Source organism: Flavobacterium sp. A45, assembly GCF_002001005.1.
In the GTDB taxonomy this organism is placed as follows: Bacteria; Bacteroidota; Bacteroidia; order Flavobacteriales; family Flavobacteriaceae; genus Flavobacterium.
The window spans coordinates 18,496-38,110 of the sequence record NZ_MUNX01000045.1 but is presented as its reverse complement, the minus strand read 5'-3'; the positions used below and the strand labels follow the sequence as shown (position 1 = coordinate 38,110).

15 protein-coding genes are annotated in these 19,615 nt (G+C 35.2%); 8 read left to right on the top strand and 7 right to left on the bottom strand.

The genetic code is table 11. From position 1 onward, the window contains the following. Positions 1-15: 15 nt before the first annotated feature. Entirely contained in the window at positions 16-1,131 is a 1,116-nt protein-coding gene (locus tag B0E44_RS02330; protein ID WP_077370594.1) for a FecR family protein, read from the bottom strand. An 89-nt stretch (positions 1,132-1,220) separates the two neighbouring features. Beyond that, the gene (locus B0E44_RS02325; RefSeq protein WP_077370598.1) at positions 1,221-1,838 is read right to left on the bottom strand and encodes an RNA polymerase sigma factor; all 618 of its coding nucleotides are present in this window, start codon (positions 1,836-1,838) and stop codon (positions 1,221-1,223) included. A gap of 244 nt (positions 1,839-2,082) precedes the next feature. On the opposite strand from B0E44_RS02325, the gene B0E44_RS02320 reads away from it, so the two are divergent. From B0E44_RS02320 to B0E44_RS02310, 3 genes are all read left to right on the top strand, one after another. After that, a complete protein-coding gene (locus B0E44_RS02320) occupies positions 2,083-2,337 on the top strand; it encodes an autorepressor SdpR family transcription factor (protein ID WP_077370593.1) in 255 nt (84 codons plus the stop codon). Between the two features lie 4 nt (positions 2,338-2,341). Continuing rightward, positions 2,342-2,998, top strand: coding sequence for an SdpI family protein (locus B0E44_RS02315; protein WP_077370592.1), 657 nt, complete (start codon positions 2,342-2,344; stop codon positions 2,996-2,998). Positions 2,999-3,226: 228 nt separating this feature from the next. Continuing rightward, positions 3,227-4,603, top strand: coding sequence for a S9 family peptidase (locus B0E44_RS02310; protein ID WP_077370591.1), 1,377 nt, complete (start codon positions 3,227-3,229; stop codon positions 4,601-4,603). A 62-nt stretch (positions 4,604-4,665) separates the two neighbouring features. Here the strand turns inward: B0E44_RS02310 and B0E44_RS02305 are convergent, their stop codons facing one another. Both B0E44_RS02305 and B0E44_RS02300 read right to left on the bottom strand, forming a co-directional pair. Further along, positions 4,666-6,186: a T9SS type B sorting domain-containing protein gene (locus tag B0E44_RS02305; protein WP_077370590.1), complete on the bottom strand. Its 1,521-nt coding sequence runs from the start codon at positions 6,184-6,186 to the stop codon at positions 4,666-4,668. A 362-nt stretch (positions 6,187-6,548) separates the two neighbouring features. Beyond that, positions 6,549-8,708, bottom strand: a complete 2,160-nt coding sequence (locus tag B0E44_RS02300; RefSeq protein ID WP_077370589.1) for a hypothetical protein — start codon at positions 8,706-8,708, stop codon at positions 6,549-6,551. Between the two features lie 162 nt (positions 8,709-8,870). Between B0E44_RS02300 and B0E44_RS02295 the strand changes: the two genes are divergently transcribed. From B0E44_RS02295 to B0E44_RS02280, 4 genes are all read left to right on the top strand, one after another. Beyond that, on the top strand, positions 8,871-11,069 hold the full coding sequence (locus B0E44_RS02295) for a radical SAM protein (protein WP_077370588.1): 2,199 nt from the start codon (positions 8,871-8,873) through the stop codon (positions 11,067-11,069). Between the two features lie 319 nt (positions 11,070-11,388). Beyond that, positions 11,389-11,874, top strand: a complete 486-nt coding sequence (locus tag B0E44_RS02290; RefSeq protein WP_077370587.1) for an acetyl-CoA carboxylase biotin carboxyl carrier protein subunit — start codon at positions 11,389-11,391, stop codon at positions 11,872-11,874. 4 nt (positions 11,875-11,878) lie between these two features. Further along, on the top strand, positions 11,879-13,321 hold the full coding sequence (gene accC, locus B0E44_RS02285) for an acetyl-CoA carboxylase biotin carboxylase subunit (protein WP_077370586.1): 1,443 nt from the start codon (positions 11,879-11,881) through the stop codon (positions 13,319-13,321). 3 nt (positions 13,322-13,324) lie between these two features. Continuing rightward, positions 13,325-14,866: an acyl-CoA carboxylase subunit beta gene (locus tag B0E44_RS02280; protein ID WP_077370585.1), complete on the top strand. Its 1,542-nt coding sequence runs from the start codon at positions 13,325-13,327 to the stop codon at positions 14,864-14,866. Positions 14,867-14,908: 42 nt separating this feature from the next. Here the strand turns inward: B0E44_RS02280 and B0E44_RS02275 are convergent, their stop codons facing one another. Further along, positions 14,909-15,595, bottom strand: coding sequence for a response regulator transcription factor (locus B0E44_RS02275; RefSeq protein ID WP_077370584.1), 687 nt, complete (start codon positions 15,593-15,595; stop codon positions 14,909-14,911). Then, positions 15,595-16,854: a sensor histidine kinase KdpD gene (locus B0E44_RS02270; RefSeq protein ID WP_077370583.1), complete on the bottom strand. Its 1,260-nt coding sequence runs from the start codon at positions 16,852-16,854 to the stop codon at positions 15,595-15,597. The genes B0E44_RS02275 and B0E44_RS02270 overlap by 1 nt, the downstream gene beginning before the upstream one ends. Before the next feature lie 141 nt (positions 16,855-16,995). Between B0E44_RS02270 and B0E44_RS02265 the strand changes: the two genes are divergently transcribed. Then, complete coding sequence (locus tag B0E44_RS02265; protein WP_077370582.1) at positions 16,996-17,427, top strand: DUF1573 domain-containing protein; 432 nt, start codon at positions 16,996-16,998, stop codon at positions 17,425-17,427. An 84-nt stretch (positions 17,428-17,511) separates the two neighbouring features. Here the strand turns inward: B0E44_RS02265 and B0E44_RS02260 are convergent, their stop codons facing one another. Continuing rightward, positions 17,512-19,551: a M48 family metallopeptidase gene (locus tag B0E44_RS02260; protein WP_217341286.1), complete on the bottom strand. Its 2,040-nt coding sequence runs from the start codon at positions 19,549-19,551 to the stop codon at positions 17,512-17,514. Positions 19,552-19,615 lie beyond the last annotated feature (64 nt).

Below are 19,615 nucleotides of genomic sequence, written 5' to 3'. Positions count from 1 at the left end.
ACATAGGCTTGATTTTTAATTGCATCCTTGGGATGTTATAATGATTTGGTTTCCATTCATTTCGTAACTGGTATTGTTTCCAATACTTTTACAGATAATTTTTAATTTTTCGGGCAAAGGTTGATCGATTAATGAAGTCGTAAGATGACAACTTTTTAATTTCTCTAGTGGGAAGTCGATATTAACTAGATAAGCTTGTTCAATGGTTTTGAATATCTGAGCAACAGGTATGTCAGTAAATTCAAAGCTTAATTGTTCAATATTTCCCTGTGTATGGAAAAAAGATTCATCTTGAGTTATATCGGTAATTTTATTGAAGGTGAGATTTTTACGAGTAACTCGCAGTGCTTGATTGGGAAGCAATACAATTTCTTTTTCTTTTGAATTTGTTATTGTTGGATTGGATCTTACCTTAACTTTGCCTGTGCGAACAATTACTTCAACATTTGGCAAATCGGCATAGGCTTTTATTCTAAAACTTGTTCCAACAACCTTGGTAACAATTTCATTTGCATACACAAAAAAAGGTTTTTTTGGATTTTTGCTAATTTCAAAGAAGGCCTCTCCAGAAAGGAATACTTTCCTAGTGTTACCTTCAAAAATTTTAGGATAACTCAGTTTGCTATTTGGTTTTAATAGAACGGAACTTCCATCAGACAGGGTTATTATTTGTGCTTTTTGTGAATAATTAGTTTGTTCAACCAGTTCAGTGTAATCTGCCTTTATGATTTTGTTATAAGTAGAGTCTGAATTTGTGGAAATAAAATGATTGCTGAAAAACCAATTAGATAGAAAACCAAAGAATAGTACCGCGGCGGCTCCTTTTAACCATTTTTTTTGCCATAATTTTAGTGTAGGCATTTTTACTTCGGCTAATAATTCTTCTTTTTTATTGATTTTTTTCCAAGTGGATTCTAATCCTGATTGAATAGTATTAGTCGAGATTTCTTCATGGTGAACAGTCATCGCCAATAGCCATAATCTTGAATCTTCTACTAATTTAGCACGATCTGTATTTTCTAAAGTCCACTCTTCCCAACCTTGATTATCTATTTTTGATCGAACCCATAACTGGAATGAGGTGTCGCTCAAGAAATCTTCTATTTCTGTATAATTGTTTCGTTCTTGCATAAAAAAATTAGCTTACAAGAACATAGAGGACAGTTTCTTTATTAGATACTCATTAAATTAGTGTTATTTTTAAATTAAATAAAAAACATTTAAAAAGTTGTTGAAGTAAGTAGTAATAATAGGGAGAGATTGCCTTTCCATTCTTTTCTGAGTTGAAGTAATGCTCTGTGTAATAGGTTGTTTGCAGATTGATAATTAATTTGAAGCATTTCAGCAATTTGTTCCACACTAAGCCCTTGATGGTAACGAAGATATAGTGCTTCTCTTTGACGGGCGGGTAGGTTGTTCAAGAAAGAATTTAGTTGAACTACTTTTATAGCCGATTCCTCATCGGAGATAAGTTGGTGTTCTATTGAGAAATCAAATAAAAATTCAATAGAATCAGTTGTGGTAGTTTTCATGAATATATAATCGCGTTCATTTAATCGCGCAATTCTTTTGCGTACACTAGATAATAAATAGGCTTTCACAACAACTGAATCACTTATTGATTGTCTGTAAATCCATAGATCTGTAAAAACATCTTGTATGCAATCTTGTACTTTCTCTTTAAATGGAGAAAATGAATTACCATAGCGAATTAAATCTGCATAATATTTTTCAAAAAGTAATGAGAATGATTTTTCGTCACCCGCTTTTAAATTTGACCAAAGTAAAGAGTCATCTGAATCTTCAGATTTTTTAATGTTTTGAATTAGGCTTTTCAAGAATTGTGGTTTTTGGTGGTTTGGTAGTGGTGTAATTTCGCGCAATAACGTAAATTTTTTTAAACAAACATAACTAAAATGTTATTTTTTATGGATAAAGTTATCATTTTGTGTTAAAATACAGGCATAATCCCTGTGTTTGATTTTGACGCTTGATGTGTACTGCAAAGAAAATTGTTGTTAGATATTTGGCAGAATAAAAAAGTATTTAGACATTTGTCTAAATACATAAATACTTTAAATTATGAATGACATATTTAAAGCATTAAATGATGCCACGAGGAGAGAAATACTGGAGCTTTTGAAAACAAAGGATTTATCAGCCGGTGAAATCGCCGATCAGTTCAATATGTCGAAGCCAAGTATTTCCCATCATTTGGATATTCTAAAACGAGCCGATTTAATTACTGCCGAAAAATCAGGACAATTTATTTTCTATTCCATCAACACTACTATAATGGAAGATGTGTTGCAGTGGATTTTAACTTTTAAAAAATAATAAAATGAATTCAACTTTCAGGAAAGAACTTCCTATTATTGGAATTGTGTTAATGCCTTTTATTTATCTGACTTTTATTTGGAGTGCATTGCCCGATAAAGTCCCAACGCATTGGAATTACAAAGGCGAGGTCGACCACTGGGGAGATAAGTTTTCCTTGATTGGGTTGCTATATATGCTGCCCGTTTTGATGTATGTTTTACTGCTTGTTATCCCAAAAATTGATCCCAAAAAAAGAATCGCTTTAATGGGCGGGAAGTTTTATCAATTGAAGTTCTTTCTTGTTTTATGCATGTCAATGCTGGCTTTGTTTATCATTTTTATTACGAAGAATCAGTCTTTTTCCAGTCCTAATTTAATCTATATCATTATCGGGGTTTTGTTTTTAGTGTTGGGCAATTATTTCAAAGTAATTCAGCCCAATTATTTCATCGGGATACGCACACCATGGACATTAGAAAACAATGAAGTTTGGAAACTTACCCACATTTTTGCAGGTAAACTTTGGGTCATTGGAGGCTTGGCAATCGTATTGGGCGGATTGATTTTCGACAATAATTCGTTCACTATTGTCTTTATTTCCCTCGTTCTTGCTTTGGTAATAGTCCCAACTGTGTATTCTTACATAAAGTTTAAGGAAATAGAAAAGAAAAGTGTATAACTCGAGTTTGATCATTAATTTGAAGCAGAAAGATTTGGCATTTTTGCCAGTATCGTCCCGCTATCCGTTGCAATCTTTGTAGGCTGAACCCCAGCCACAAAGGATTTTCACTGCTATCGGGGCTAGAGGAGAGATTTTGCCTTTTTGCCATCATCTAAAAAAGAAAAATAGAACTAAGGTTTCAAGGTATTTCACATCAATTTTAATTTAAAAATAAAATCAAATAAAATGAAGAAAGCAGTATTTTTTTTAATGACAATTTTGTTGTCTTTTACAATGTTCGGGCAAGAAATTACGGGACAATGGAATGGTTTTTTAAAAGTTCCCGGAGGACAATTAGCACTTGTTTTTAATATAAGCAAAAGTGAAAATGGATACAGTGCTACGATGGATAGTCCAGACCAAGGAGCAAAAGGAATTCCCGTTACAACAACCAAATTTGAGAATGCTACTCTAAAATTAGAGATTCCAAGTGCCCGGATTGTTTTTGAGGGGGAGCTAAATCAGTATAATGTGATTGTTGGTACTTTTACTCAAAGTGGTCAATCTTTTCCATTGAATTTGTCTAAAGAAAAACTAGAAAAAGAAATTCTAAAAAGACCGCAAGAACCACAAAAACCGTATTCATATTATACAGAAGATGTCACTTTCGAAAATAAAACAGATAAAAATGTTTTGGCAGGAACGTTAAGTTTACCTAGCAAAGAAGGCAAATTTCCAGTTGTGATTTTGATAAGCGGAAGTGGCCCACAAAACAGAGATGAAGAAATATTAGGACATAAACCGTTTTTAGTTTTAGCAGATTATTTGACAAAAAAAGGTATTGCGGTTCTACGATTTGATGACCGCGGTACTGCAAAATCTACAGGAGAGTATAAAATGGCAACTACTTTGGATTTTGCAAATGACGTTCGGGCTGGTGTTGCTTATCTGCAAACTAGAAAAGAAATAGATAAAAATAAAATAGGATTAATAGGTCATAGCGAGGGCGGAATAATTGCTCCTATTGTTGCACAGAACTCGAAGGATGTAAAATTCATTATATTATTGGCTGGACCAGGACTTCGCGGAGATCAATTGATGCTTTTGCAAAAAGAAATGATTGAACGTCAAAAGGGAATTTCAGAAAATGAAATTAAAAAAGGGCAGGAAATTTTTAAAGGGGCTTATGATATTATTGTAGCTTCCTCAGCAAATGATGAAAATCTAAAAAGCAAGGCCTTTGGTTATCTAAAATCAAAGTTAGGTGATAGTGCCAATGATACCCAGATTAGTGCACTTTCCTCTCAAATTACTAGCCCTTGGCTGGTTAGTTTTTTAAAATTAGATCCTACAATAGCTTTAGAAAAAGTAAAATGCCCAGTCCTAGCTCTCAATGGTGAAAAAGATTTACAAGTCCCAGCGGATGTAAATCTCGAAGCCATCAAAGCAGCTCTTACCAAAGGAGGAAATAAAAACGTAACCACTAAGAAGTTGTCCAATCTAAATCATCTCTTTCAGGAATCCAAAACGGGTTCTCCTGATGAGTATGCAACGATTGAACAGACATTTTCACCAGTAGCTTTAGAGGAAATTTCCAAATGGATCTTGGTTCAAGTGAAGTGAAACTGAATTTATATTACACGTGAAAAGCTCATTTTATTGGGCTTTTTGTGTTTATGACAGTTTTACCTCTTCAAGCTAAAATGGCCTTTATATTCTTTTCCGTTTTTTCGTGTAGCCACAAACCAATAATCGGTAGCGGGTAGGGTTTGTCCAATGTAAGTTCCATCCCAGCCATTAGAATTGGAATTTAATTCTTTTAGTAATTTTCCAAATCGGTCGAATATTTTTAGCGTTAAATCCTTTTCAGTCTCTGAAGATTTAATTTTCCAAGTGTCGTTGAATCCATCTCCGTTTGGAGTAAAAAACTTAGGGTACATTAATAAATAAACTTCCTCTGTTGCTGTGCCACAGCCATTTTTGTCTCTTACATGTACTGTATAATCGCCACTGTTTATACCCGAGAACTGGTTGCTGTTTTGGTAATTAGTTCCGTCAATTGAATATTCAAAATCTCCAGCTCCAGTTACAAAAACCGTAATTGAGTTGTCATTGTCTGTCCAGTCTTTGGTTTCTATTGAAGTTATTTTGGCAATATTGGATGTTTTTACCGTAAATGTTTTGTCACTAAAACAAGAAAGAGTACCATAAGTTTTGGTAACAGTTACCGATAAATCTCCATGATTATCTATGTTAATGGTTTGTGTATTTTTTCCATTAGACCATAAATAACTGTCGGCACCAGAACCGGCATCTATCAAAATACTTTTGTTTTCGCAAATAGGCACAATATCTTCAATAGGAATAATTGGTTTTGGAAAAAGAGAAATTCTTAAAACAGCTATCGCATAGCATGGTGTGTTTGAATTGATTCTGATGTAGATTCTATTTTCTCCCAATGCTAATTTGTAATTGAAAGCTGTTGTGATTTTATTACTAGTTACTTCATTCTCGGCATCTGAAAGAGACGGATAATAACCGAAATTATAGTTGGCAGTGTTTGAAATTAAATAAGAATTAAAGTCTTCCAGTTTTACATATTCTGCACCGTCATTCAAATCATCACATATAGAGAAGTCATAATCATTGGCAGGCAAAGAGTTGATTAGAGAAGCCGTTACTGCCATTCTATTGGAACTTTCACAATTGTTTTCGGTTTGTGTTACGAAATAGGTTTTACCATCGACTAAAGGAGTGTTATCAGTCAAAAGATTACCTAGGGTTGCACTGTCATACCATTTTATGGTTGTTCCAACAACTATAAGATTGCTCAAAGAGGGATTTTGACTTGCGCAAAAACTTTGAGAAGTGTCTCCTGTTGGAGCCAGTGTATTTTGAATAGTTACAGTAACAGGAATTCTTTCGCTTTCACAACCGTTTATTGTTTGCGAAGCATAATAGATTGTACCGTTTTGAAGAGGAACTGTATTTAATAAAAGATTTCCGGTTGTTAACTGGTTATACCATTTTATGTTTTGTCCTGTTATTGCAATATCGTCTATAGTTGCATTTTGTTGAATGCAGAAGGTTTGTGGGGAAGTAGCTGTTGGTAGTGGTTGATTGGTAATTGTAACGGTTTGGTTTTGATGTGAGATATTTCCATTCTCATCATTATAATCCCAAATTACAGTATAAGTTCCGGGCAAACCATAAGAAAGAGGGCTTACAGTTGTTGCAGTAATTGTTCCTACACAATTATCTGTTGCAGTTGGGATTATTGTTAATGCTGTATGGCAATCTCCTGTAATTGTTGGTAGAGCTACGAGGTCGGGAATGGGAGGAACTGTATCACGAACAATAACATCGACAGTAAGAACTCCATCACAATCACCAGTTCCAGTAATATTGCAACTGTATTGACCACTATTGATAGCTGTTGCATTTGGTATTGTTGGGTTTTGATCTGTTGATGTAAAACCGTTTGGTCCTGTCCATGCGTAATTTGTTCCTCCAGATGCTTTTAGTTGAAGAGATTTTCCAATACAGATTGGAGAGTTGGAAGAGGCTGTTACAAGGAAAAACAGTCTTTAAATTTGACTAAGAAAGCATCTGCTACGTTTGGTAGATAACTTGCGCTACGAGGGTAAAGGTTTGATTGATAAGTGTTTGTTGAAGCTATATTTATAGTGCTATTCGTCATGCCTGACAAATAGATATATGAATCATCATCTACTGTTGTGATATGTGCATTATCAGCACCTTCTCCAGCATAATACGTTGCCCATACTCTTTGCCCATTTGTATTAAATTTCACTAAATAAGAATCCGCTAATGGATTTCTAATTTCTTGATATGCATTTGGAGTAGGAAGAAAACCATTTTCTGCTCTTCCAGTAAAATAAATGTCACCATTTTTAGAAACAGACGCTCCAAGTGTTTCTGGAAAAAAATAAGATCCCCAAATTTTAACTCCATTCGGATTAAATTTAAATATACAACCACTTTTAGATATAGAATTTTGAATATAATTTTCTTGAAAAACTCCACTGCTTGCAATACCAGAATTACTATCAGTATCCCCAGAACAATATAGGTTGTTGTTTATATCGACTCCAAGGTTAAAAAAAGCATCGTCGTTATTACCTCCAAAAAACGTATCCCATATTTTGTTCCCGTTTGGATCAAGTTTAATTAATAGCCCTTTTCTTTTCCAATCTGATTTTGGTAAAGAAAAATCTAAAGACGTCCCTAAAAAAAATAATTCTCCATTAGCATTTATTTTTGAATCAAAAATAGTTCCTGGATAATAATAGGTTCCCCATATTCGATTTCCGTCAGCATCAAATTTGACAATCATGCCATTGTATACTAAACCGCCCGAATTGTCTGTAATGGTAGTTAAAAAATTAGGTTGAAATGCTCCATTTGATGTAATATTCTCCTTACTACCTGTGTCGCCAGAAACATATATTTTTTCATCAGAATCAATCATAATTGAATAAAATTTGTCATTACTTAATCCGCCATAATAAGTTCCCCATTGCCGGATGCCATTAGTGTCAAATTTTGCCAAATACGCATCAGAGTAATCACTTTTAATAGGCTGATAACTACTGGATGTAGATATGTTTGTAATACTTCGACTTGTGCCAGCTATATAAATGTTATCATTATTTGAAACTTTGATTTGAGAAATTCCATCCTCATTATTTCCTCCGTAATATGTTCCCCAAACTCTTGTACCATCTGAATTAAGCTTAGTGAAAAATGCATCAGAAATGCCATTTGATGTATAATAATCTTGATATGAGCCAATTGACGCAATGTTGTTAGCGCTTTGGGTTTCTCCTGCCCAATATATAAATCCATCTTTTACAAATATGGATGATGAATCATCCATACTTTCTCCGCCATAATAAGTTCCCCAAAGTCTAATAGGCACAGGGTCAATAATTAACGTTTTGTCAGAAACATTTTCAGCACTTTCAAAACCATAAACATTTTTCTTGATTTTAGTATAACCTACAGCAATCTCCTTTTTAAGTTCTCTTTCTTCAGTCCAACTGTCGGGAAGGGTTTCTTCCATTTTGCCAAAACGTACATTCATTCTAATTTTATTATCAACCAATTCCGTTTGGGCTCCGCTAAATTTTAATTGAATATCTGATATTTTTCCTTTTGGATGAACTACAAAATTGTATTCTACTGTTTTTAAAGTATCTTTTGGTACAAAAAAAACGACATCAATATTCGGATAAATGTTTTTATAGGTTATTTGTTTGTATTGATACACCATCAAAACTCCTTCGGGTTTGTTGGGGATATTATAGTAATTGTCATAGTCCAAAGATTTTTCTTCGGTTGTCAATTCTACCTTTGGATTTGAATTTACAAAATCAATGTCAATTCTGTGAAATTGGTATTCTAAAGTATAGTCAGGAAGTTTATCATTGTCTTTTGAAGGAAATGGCAAAGGTTTTTTCTTTTCGTTATGAGAATGATTGATAGGATGTTTTTTTGCTTCATAAACATCATACGAAAAGCCATTTTTTCTCAGTTGAACATTCAATCCACCAGAATTTAAAAGGTAATTTACGGCATTGTTAGGCTTGCCTTTTTGATCTATAATCTGACCTTTATTTTCTTTAAAACCAATGGTTTTGTTTTTATTTTGGGCAAATGAAGAAATGGTAATTAATGCTATAAAGAAGAGTAATTTTAAGTTCACTAGAGGCGGTTTTTAATGATTTTGTAAATGTATTTAAATCTTTACAAAGTATCTAATTCTATTTTTATTTCGGTATAAATTAAAAAACAGAAAAGTTACAATTCGCTTTTATGGAGAGAAACTAAAAATATCCCTTATTTTTGCACAAAAACATTCTCACTTTTGAAACCAAAACTTTTCCTCATCACGCCTCCGTTTACCCAACTGAATACACCTTATCCAGCGACGGCTTATATCAAAGGGTTTCTGAATACCAAAAATATCGAATCAGTTCAGGCAGATTTGGGTATAGAAGTGATTTTGAAATTGTTTTCGAAAGAAGGATTGGAAGGGATCTTTGGCCAAGCAGCAATAAACAATAAACCAAAAACTACAAACGCTCAACGAATTCTAGCTTTACAGGACGAATACATCAAAACCATTGATTCGGTTATTGCGTTTTTACAGGGGAAGAATCCAACTTTGGCGCTCCAAATATGTCAGGAAGATTTCTTGCCGGAAGCTTCAAGATTTGCACAATTGGAAGAACTTGATTGGGCTTTTGGAACAATGGGAACGCAGGACAAAGCCAAACATTTGGCAACTTTGTATCTTGAGGATATTTCGGATTTTATAGTGGAATGTGTCGATGAAAATTTCGGTTTCAGTCGTTATGCAGAAAGATTGGGGCGTAGTGCCAATTCTTTTGATGAATTGTATGAAGCTTTGCAACAAGAACCGACTTATATAGATAATATTCTGCTTTCGATTTTGAAAGAGAGAATCGAAACGATTCAGCCGACTTTATTCTTGATTTCGGTTCCGTTTCCTGGGAATTTATACTCAGCTTTTCGTTCTGCACAATGGGTGAAAAAACACTATCCGAATATCAAGATTTCGATGGGTGGCGGTTTCCCGAATACAGAATTACGTTCACTTTCGGATGAACGTGTTTTTGAGTTTTTCGATTATATCACTTTGGATGATGGCGAAACTCCAATTGAAGAATTATCCTCCCCCGACCCCTCCGAAGGAGGGGAGACTAGAACCTATAAAAGAACATTTTTACTTGAAGATGGAAAAGTGGTTTATAAAAATAATTCCACTAAACCGGATTACAAACAATCCCAAGTGGGAACGCCCGATTATTCGGATTTGCTTCTGGATAAATACATTTCGGTTATCGAAATTGTGAATCCGATGCACCGTTTGTGGAGTGACGGACGCTGGAATAAGCTCACCATGGCGCACGGTTGTTACTGGGGAAAATGTACATTTTGCGATATTTCTCTAGATTACATCAAGGTTTACGAACCTGTTGCGGCTAGTTTGTTGTGCGATCGAATGGAAGAAATGATTGCCCAAACGGGTGAAACCGGTTTTCATTATGTAGATGAAGCTGCACCTCCGGCATTAATGCGCGCTTTGGCACTCGAAATCCTTCGCCGAAAATTGGCAGTTACGTGGTGGACAAACATTCGGTTTGAGAAAAGCTTTACCCAAGATTTGTGCCTGTTGCTAAAGGCTTCGGGTTGTATTGCCGTTTCGGGTGGGCTAGAAGTAGCTTCGGACAGATTGTTAAAACTGATTGACAAAGGCGTAACGGTAGAACAAGTAGCGAAAGTTACTCGCAATTTTACCGAAGCGGGCATTATGGTTCACGCGTATTTGATGTACGGTTACCCAACACAAACAATTCAAGAAACAGTGGATAGCCTCGAAATGGTACGACAGTTGTTTGAAGCAGGTGTATTGCAGTCTGGGTTTTGGCATCAGTTTGCGATGACGGCTCACAGCCCAGTGGGAATGTTCCCAGAGCAATTTGGTGCCGTTAAAGAAACGGAAGCCATAGGGACATTTGCTAATAATGATATTAATTTTGTTGATTCAACAGGAATCGATCATGATAAATTTAGTTTCGGACTCAAGAAATCGCTGTTCAATTTTATGCACGGCATTTGCTTTGACTATGAATTGCAGGATTGGTTTGATTTCAAAATTCCGAAGACAAAAATAAGTTCTGATTTTATTTTTGATGCCTTGCAGGAAGAAACTAATTTTAATATTAAACCTACCGCCAAAATTGTTTGGCTGGGAGGAAAACCATCAATTGAAACATTTACCAAATCCAAAAAAGGTAATTCTTGGGAAATGATGGCTTTGACTTTTCACGACAAAAAAGAAAGCTTCACTATTCAGACCAATAAAACGGAAGGAGAATGGCTTGTTGAAATGCTTCAGAAAATCTCAGTTTCGAATGTGAAAACTTATTCTTTTCAGGAAGTAAAAACCGATTTTGAACTACAGCTAGAAGATTTTGAGTTGTTTTGGTATTCAAAACCTGTGAATACTTTGAGAGAATTTGGATTGTTGGTGTTGTAGCATACTTTGAATTGGCCACAGATTATACGGATGAAACTGATTATCACGGATTTTTTATCTTTTAATGTAAAGTCCAATTTTACCACTTAACTTTCTGGTTCAACGAGTTTGCGTGAGGGATAGAAATAAGCTACCGAAGTAGCATGGATAGCCCGACTCCAGTAGAGAATGGGCCGTATATGCGCAAAGTAAAGTAGGGCCATTTTCTACTGGAGGCACGCCCTAATTGTTGCTCTTCAGACGATTTTATCTAGAATTTGTTTTTTTGTTTACGAAAACGTTTTCTTTTCATACTTTTACTCCCCTAAAAAGACCAAGAATGAGTGATAATTACAAAGTAACTGTAAACGATGCTTTCCATTTTGATTTTGAAAAGGAAAGTATTTCTCAACTGGATGCAATACCTACGGGAGTAAATGAATTTCATATACTGCATCAAAACTTACCTTATAAAGCGGAAATCATCACTTCGGATTTCAATCATAAAAGCTATACGGTTAAGGTAAACAATACAAATTATAGGGTGGAGATTTCGAATCCTTTGGATATTTTGATCAAGGAAATGGGGTTCGAAGTTGGGTTGACCAAACAGGTTAACGCGATCAAAGCACCTATGCCGGGATTAATTTTGGAGATTAGTGTCGTTGTCGGGCAAATCGTGAAAGAAAATGATAACCTAATTATTCTTGGTGCCATGAAAATGGAGAACAGTTTTCTTTCGCCTCGTGATGGTGTGATCAAATCCATTTCGGTGAGCACGGGAGATGCCGTAGACAAAGGGCAGTTGTTAATTGAATTCGAATAAAATTATGAAGAAAATATTAGTTGGCAATAGAGGAGAAATCGCCATTAGGGTGATGAAAACCGCACAAAAAATGGGCATTAAAACCGTGGCAGTTTATTCTACAGCCGATAGAAATGCACCTCACGTAAAATTTGCTGATGAAGCAGTTTGGATTGGAGAAGCACCTTCTAGCCAATCTTATTTGTTGGGAAGTAAAATTATTGAAGTGGCCAAATCTTTGAACGTTGATGCGATTCATCCAGGATATGGTTTCCTGAGTGAGAATGCTGATTTTGCCGAAGAAGCAGAGAAAAATAATATCATTTTTATAGGTCCTAAGTCGAAAGCCATTAAAATTATGGGAAGTAAACTGGCTGCCAAAGATGCTGTAAAAGCATACAATATCCCGATGGTTCCCGGTATCGACGAAGCGATTACCGATATCGAAAAAGCAAAGCAAGCCGCAACAACAATTGGTTTTCCTATCTTGATTAAAGCTTCGGCTGGAGGTGGAGGAAAAGGAATGCGTGTGGTAGAAAGCGAAGCTGATTTTGAGTCTCAAATGAATCGTGCCATAAGTGAAGCAGTTGCTGCGTTTGGTGATGGTTCGGTTTTTATCGAAAAGTATGTGGCTTCTCCACGACATATCGAAATTCAGGTGATGGCAGACAGTCACGGAAATATTTTGTATTTGTTTGAAAGAGAATGTAGTATTCAGCGTCGTCACCAAAAAGTGGTAGAGGAAGCCCCTTCGGCTGTTTTAACGCCGGAATTGCGTAAGAAAATGGGTGAGGCAGCTGTCTTGGTGGCTAAATCCTGTGATTACCTTGGAGCAGGAACAGTTGAGTTTTTATTGGACGAAAACAATAATTTCTATTTCCTTGAAATGAATACCCGTTTGCAGGTAGAACATCCTGTTACGGAATTGATTACCGGTACTGATTTGGTTGAACTGCAAATTAGAGTGGCAAGGGGGGAAGCATTATCCATTAAACAAGAAGACTTGAAAATAAAAGGTCACGCATTGGAATTGCGTGTTTATGCCGAAGACCCGATGAATGATTTCTTGCCTAGTGTAGGGCATTTAGATGTGTATCAATTGCCAATTGGCGAAGGAATTCGTGTGGATAACGGATTTGAACAAGGTATGGATATTCCGATTTATTATGACCCGATGTTGGCTAAATTAATCACTTACGGACAAACGCGTGAAGAAGCAATTCAATTGATGATTAAAGCTATTGAAAACTATCAAGTGGAAGGTGTTTATACAACTTTGCCTTTCGGGAAATTTGTTTTTGAACACGAGGCGTTTCGTTCGGGGAAATTCGACACACATTTTGTGAAGAAATATTACAATGCTGATGTATTGAAAAACCAAATGGCTCAGGAAGCCGAAATTGCTGCTTTGGTGGCATTGAAACAGTATTTTGAAGATCAAAAAATCGTACGCTTACCAATTCAGTAAATTATGCAAGACAAGATAAAAACACTAAATGATAAAATTGCCGAAGCCCATTTGGGTGGAGGATTAAAACGTATTGCGAAACAGCATTCGAACAAAAAGCTGACTGCAAGAGAGCGAATCAATTATTTGATGGATGAAGGTTCTTTTGAAGAAATCGGGATGTTGGTAACACACCGAACTACCGATTTTGGGATGGAAAATGAAATGTATTACGGTGATGGTGTTATCACGGGATACGGAACCATCAATGGAAGATTGGTTTATATTTTTGCTCAGGATTTCACGGTTTTTGGAGGTTCGCTTTCCGAAACACACGCAGAGAAAATATGTAAAATCATGGACATGGCTGTCAAAATGGGTGCGCCTATGATTGGACTGAATGATTCGGGTGGAGCACGTATTCAGGAAGGAGTTCGTTCACTGGGTGGATATGCTGATATTTTCTTCAGAAATGTACAAGCCAGTGGTGTAATTCCGCAAATCTCTGCGATTATGGGACCCTGCGCCGGTGGAGCTGTGTATTCTCCAGCTATGACCGATTTTACTATGATGGTTGAAGACACCAGTTATATGTTTGTTACAGGTCCGAATGTGGTGAAAACCGTGACTAACGAATCCGTAACTTCGGAGGAATTGGGAGGGGCGAGTACGCATTCTACCAAGTCGGGTGTGGCACATTGCACTTCGACGAATGATGTGGTTTGTCTAGAAGACCTCAAGAGATTGTTGAGTTATTTGCCTCAAAACAACAAAGAAACTGCACATAATTTGCCTTATGAGCTTAAAGATGAGGTGCGTTTGCAATTAGCTGATATTATTCCGGATAATCCGAATAAGCCTTACGATATGCACAGTGTAATCGGAGGGATTATTGACGAAGATTCGTTTTTTGAAATCCATAAAAACTATGCCGAAAACATCCTCGTGGGCTTTGCCCGATTGGGAGGTAGAAGTATAGGAATTGTAGCCAACCAACCAATGTTTTTGGCGGGTTGTCTGGATGTAAACAGTTCGATAAAAGCAGCGCGTTTTACTCGTTTTTGCGATGCGTTTAATATTCCGTTATTGGTATTGGTGGATGTACCGGGCTTTTTGCCAGGAACTGACCAAGAATGGAACGGAATTATTGTTCACGGAGCAAAATTGCTTTACGCATTAAGCGAAGCTACGGTGCCAAGAGTAACCGTAATCACCCGTAAAGCGTATGGTGGTGCTTATGATGTAATGAATTCTAAACACATTGGCGCCGATATGAATTTTGCATGGCCTACTGCAGAAATTGCCGTAATGGGAGCTAAAGGCGCGTCTGAAATTATCTTCAAAAAAGAAATCCACGATGCCGAAGACCACGAAGCCAAACTTCTAGAAAAAGAAGCTGAGTACGCCGAGTTATTTGCTAATCCTTACACAGCAGCACAACGCGGTTTTGTAGATGAGGTTATCCTTCCGCAGGACACAAGACGCAAACTGATAAAAGCGTTTAGTATGCTGGAGAATAAAGTAAGTGTAACTCCTGATAGAAAACACGGGAATATTCCTTTGTAGTTTTTATAAGAATTGAAAAACCACCTGATGAGGGTGGTTTTTTTATTTTACAGTAAACCTAAATCCAATACCATGTAAATTCTCAATAGCAATTCCTTTTTCGTTTGCCAAAATTTTGCGAAGACGGGAAATAAAAACATCAAGACTGCGTCCCATAAAATAATCATCGTCACCCCAAAGAGAGGTTAGGATTTGCTCCCGTTTTAAAACTACATTTTTATTGTCCAGAAATAATTTTAAGAGATCGGCTTCACGTTGGGTGAGAGTTATCTTTTCGGTTTCATTAAAAAGGATGAAATTTTTGGTGTCGAATTGGTATTTTCCAATTTCATAAATTGATTTGTCAACCGCATTATTTTTACGGGAGCGCCTCAAAAATATTTCAATTTTAAGGAGTAATTCTTCGATGCTAAAAGGCTTTACGAGATAATCATCGGCTCCCAGTCGGAGACCTTTAATGCGGTCTTCTTTCAGGGTTTTGGCAGAGAGGAATATTATCGGAACATCGGTATCTAGTTTCCTGATTTCGGTTGCCAATTCAAATCCATCCATTTTTGGCATCATTATATCCAAAATACAAATATCAAAAGCTCCCTTTTTGAAAGCTTCAAAACCAGATTTTCCATCTTCGCAATGCGTCACTTCATAGTGATTTTGTTCCAAATTATCTTTGGTCAGGAATGCTAAGGTTGCATCGTCTTCGGTATATAATATTCGAACAGTACTCATTAATTTTGTGGAATTAGTAGTGAAAAGGCACAACCTTTTTCTAGATTACATTTTACAGTTATTTTCCAATGATGAAGATCACAAATTTTCTTGACATAGTATAAACCTAGTCCAAACCCAGTTACTTCATTGCTTTTTTGACTCGGTACTCTGTAAAATTTATCAAATACAAAGGGGATGTTTTTTGGGGAGATTCCAATGCCGTTGTCAGTAAAGTTTAATTGCAAATGCTTTCCAATTTTTGCAATAGCAATACTAATTTCGGGTTTATTTTCACAGTATTTGATTGCATTATCCAGCAGATTATAAACTAAATTGGTGAAATGAAATTCGTCAGCTTCAATAGTGATGGAAGCTAAATCGGTTTTAATTTCGATTTGGGTTTCGGGATGTTTTAGCTTAATGTTTTCAATTACAGATTCTAAAATTGGTAAAACATTCAGCTGAATTTTGTTTAACACTAAAGGAGCATTATCAGATTTTGCAACCGCTAAAATTTTCTCGATATGTTGGTTTAATTTGTTGCTTTGGTCAATAATGATATGGGTGTACTTTTCCAGTTTTTCATCTTGCAGAATTGGATTTTGCTTGATGAGGTAATTGGAGGCAATTAGTATGGAAGACAAGGGAGTTTTAAATTCATGGGTCATATTATTGATGAAGTCACGCTGTAAATCGGAGTATTTTTTTTGTTGTAAAAGCGTAAAAATTGAATACACATAGACCAGTAAAATGATAATTAATGCAATCGAAAGTACGAACCAAAACCGCAATGAGCTGAACAGATATGTAGTTTCATTAGGAAATCGGATGGCAAAATAATAAACAAAATTTTTGTGTTTGGGGAAATGTACAGAATGTTTGGTCTGTTTCTTTTCGGATAGTGAGATGTAATTGCCATAAACCATTTCGTCGCTTTGACAATTGTACATGGCATATTCAAAATCCGTAGTTATATTCATTTTTCGGAATTCTGATATGAGATAAAATTCTAAAATTTCGGGTTCAAAATCGTTATCAACATTTACAATATAATAATCATTAGAAATTTTGCTCACAGGATTTTTACCGGGAAGTTCATGATTGGTTCCAAGATATAATTTTTTGACCACTTCCAGTAAGGCGATGTGTGCTCTTTGGCTGAACTTTTTTTCTTCAATAGTAAAAGCTTCTTTTGTCCAAAGCAATTGGGCTATCAGGATTCCTATAATGGCGATTAATCCAATTAGGATGCTGCTATTGAGTTTAGTCAGTTTCATTATGTAATATTAGTCAAAATTTGGCTGTCTTTTTTGCATTAACAAGTCGTTAACAAACATTGGATACCGCTTAACAAGGGTATCTGTTTTTCTAATCTACTTTTGGATTATTCAAAACAGTAACCAATAAAAAATAACAATATGAAAATGATTAAAATTTCAATGCTGGCATTGACTCTAAGTTTAATGTCTTTTTCGGCTATCGAACCTGTAAAAACGTTAGTTTCTAAAACTATTGCAGCAGCTTCATCAGTTGTATGGAAAAGCGAGACTATAGATGTGGGAACAATTCCTCAAAATACACCGAAACCAATTGTTTTCGAATTTAAAAATACAGGAAAAACAGCTGTTATAGTTACCAATGTGCAAGGTTCTTGCGGATGTACGGCAACTAATTATACCAAGACACCAATTGCGCCAGGGAAGTCAGGTACCGTTACTGCGACTTATAACGCTGCAAATGCTGGGGCATTTACCAAAACAGTATCGGTAACAACAAATGCTGAAACGACTGTCAAAGTCTTAACGATTAAAGGAACAGTAGTGGCTGCTTCTACGGCAGTGAAAAGCTAGTTTGATTATCGGTAAATAATTTTAAACCACCCTGATGAGGGTGGTTTTTTTGTGATATAAAGTTTGTGAAATAGTCAGTGTAGTTTAGGAAACGACATTGCTAAGGAGATGATTATTTTCGAATAGTTTGTTTTTGAAATTCAACAAATCCTTTTTTGTTTGAAAGTATCCTTTTGAAAGAACGTAATTATAGTCGTTCATTGCTGTAAATAAAATTTCCATTTCATTGTCCAAATAGTTTTGATTGCTAAAGTAAACCCAATCTTCAGCAAGGTATTTTTCAAAGTTTTCTTTTATTGGCTCTGTCAATTCGGGTTTGTAAATTTCTTGGTGAAGGACATCAGAGATTTCCTTTTTAAATTCTTTTTCTACTTTTTTAAATTCTGTCAAATTTGATTTGATTTGTTCAAGAGGGGTAACAACATGGAAAAAATGCGCTGCATTTAAAAGATTGGAATACATCTCAATTTTTAGATTAAACGCTGCGTCAAATTTAAAGAAGTTACGGTATTTTAGATTTAATGCTTCACGGTAGTCCTTGTTTGGAGTTTGTTGGTAGAAATAAGAGTAAATTTTTATGTCATTTTCGGTAATTTTAGCTTTTAAATTTTCAATTTCTTCTTCAAGTCTTGTTGTGATTCCTTGGGCTTCATTTGCTTTGAATTTTTGTCCGTCATAATCAAATGTTTTTATTTGAAAATTATTCTTTGAGATGTCGGTTAACGTGTTTTTGTCATTTTCCAAAGCAATAAAATCATAAACCATGTCAATTTTTTCTTTATCAAAAAGCGATTCAAAGGTTTCTGATTTTTGGGATGTATCAATAGTATCTACATCAAAATAGTTTGGATTTTTATTGTCATAATACCCATTGAAGATTTTATTAAAACTGTTTTTTTCATAGTTATCAACGTACTCACTCTTAAAATCATCCATTTTAAAAGAAGTGATTTTATCCGTGTATTCTATTTGTGAAAACAATTTTTCAGTAAGTTTTGTTTGTATTAACTCTGGATTATTAAATAACAGAATTGCCGGAATATTGTTCGGGTTTTCTTTTATGATATTTGTTTTTTCAATATTTAAGATACGCTCCTCAACACTAGGGTGCGACGCCCATTGATCTTTTATGTTAAGTTTTGATTTGTTGTATTTACTCAGGTCTAATTCCGTTACCTCAGGTAAATTGTTTTTGAAAGTTAAATCGCTTTCTTTTCCTAAAAAACTCATTACATAACTTTGTTCTTTGTAGATGTTTTCACTTTTAATATTTTCAGATATTTTTTCAGAATAGAAATTCAGAACTGAATTATAGGAATGATCAGCCAAATCCATTCTCAGAAGGGAATGTTTAAGAGGTGGATATCCTGCAACATTTGCCGCAACTTCATCCGCATGAAATTCCATTTCTCTGGAAAGGGCCAAATAATTTAGATTAATATAGTCATACATTTTCTTAAGTATCCATTGAATTCCTTTAATGATTTTCAGTGAAAGCATCACAAAAATTGCAAAGTAGCCACTAGTGCTAGCCCATTTTTGTATCATTTTATCGAAAGATTCGTTATCGTAAAGCATATTGAAAATTACTTGGTTCACATTATAAACATAACTTCCAACTTTCATGCTTCTTTGGGAAAAATGACCAAATTCATGGGCCAAAATTGCCTTAAATTCTTGTTCCGTAATTGTGTTCACAAGCCCCAATCCAATTTGTAAGTTTTTTTTAATTGGAAAGAACATACTCCAAAAACTTGAATCATAAAACACACAAGCATTTACATCTGATGATAAATAAATTTTGTTTGGAAAATGGGTCTCTGTTTCTATTGTGATTTCTTCAATAAACTGAAACAGCTTGGGCTCATCAGTCTTGGTGATTTCTGTTAAATGTGTTCGGTCTATTTTATGTTTTTTAAAGATGAATTTGAATAAAAATGCAATTATGAATAAACCTAAACTGCCTAAACCAATTCCTAAAGCAACAGTTGCAAACATTGGTTTTGCTGCAATAATGGCAATAGCTCCAGCTATGCATAAAATGGTTAGACAAATGGCTAAGATTAATAAAATGATATAAGTGAGTATAAATAAAGCAATAGAAAAAATTGCTTTTGTTGTCATTTTTTTAAAGTTTTTAGATACTTGAATATTCATTTTGCAGGTTTATTTGGTTAGGTTTTTTACG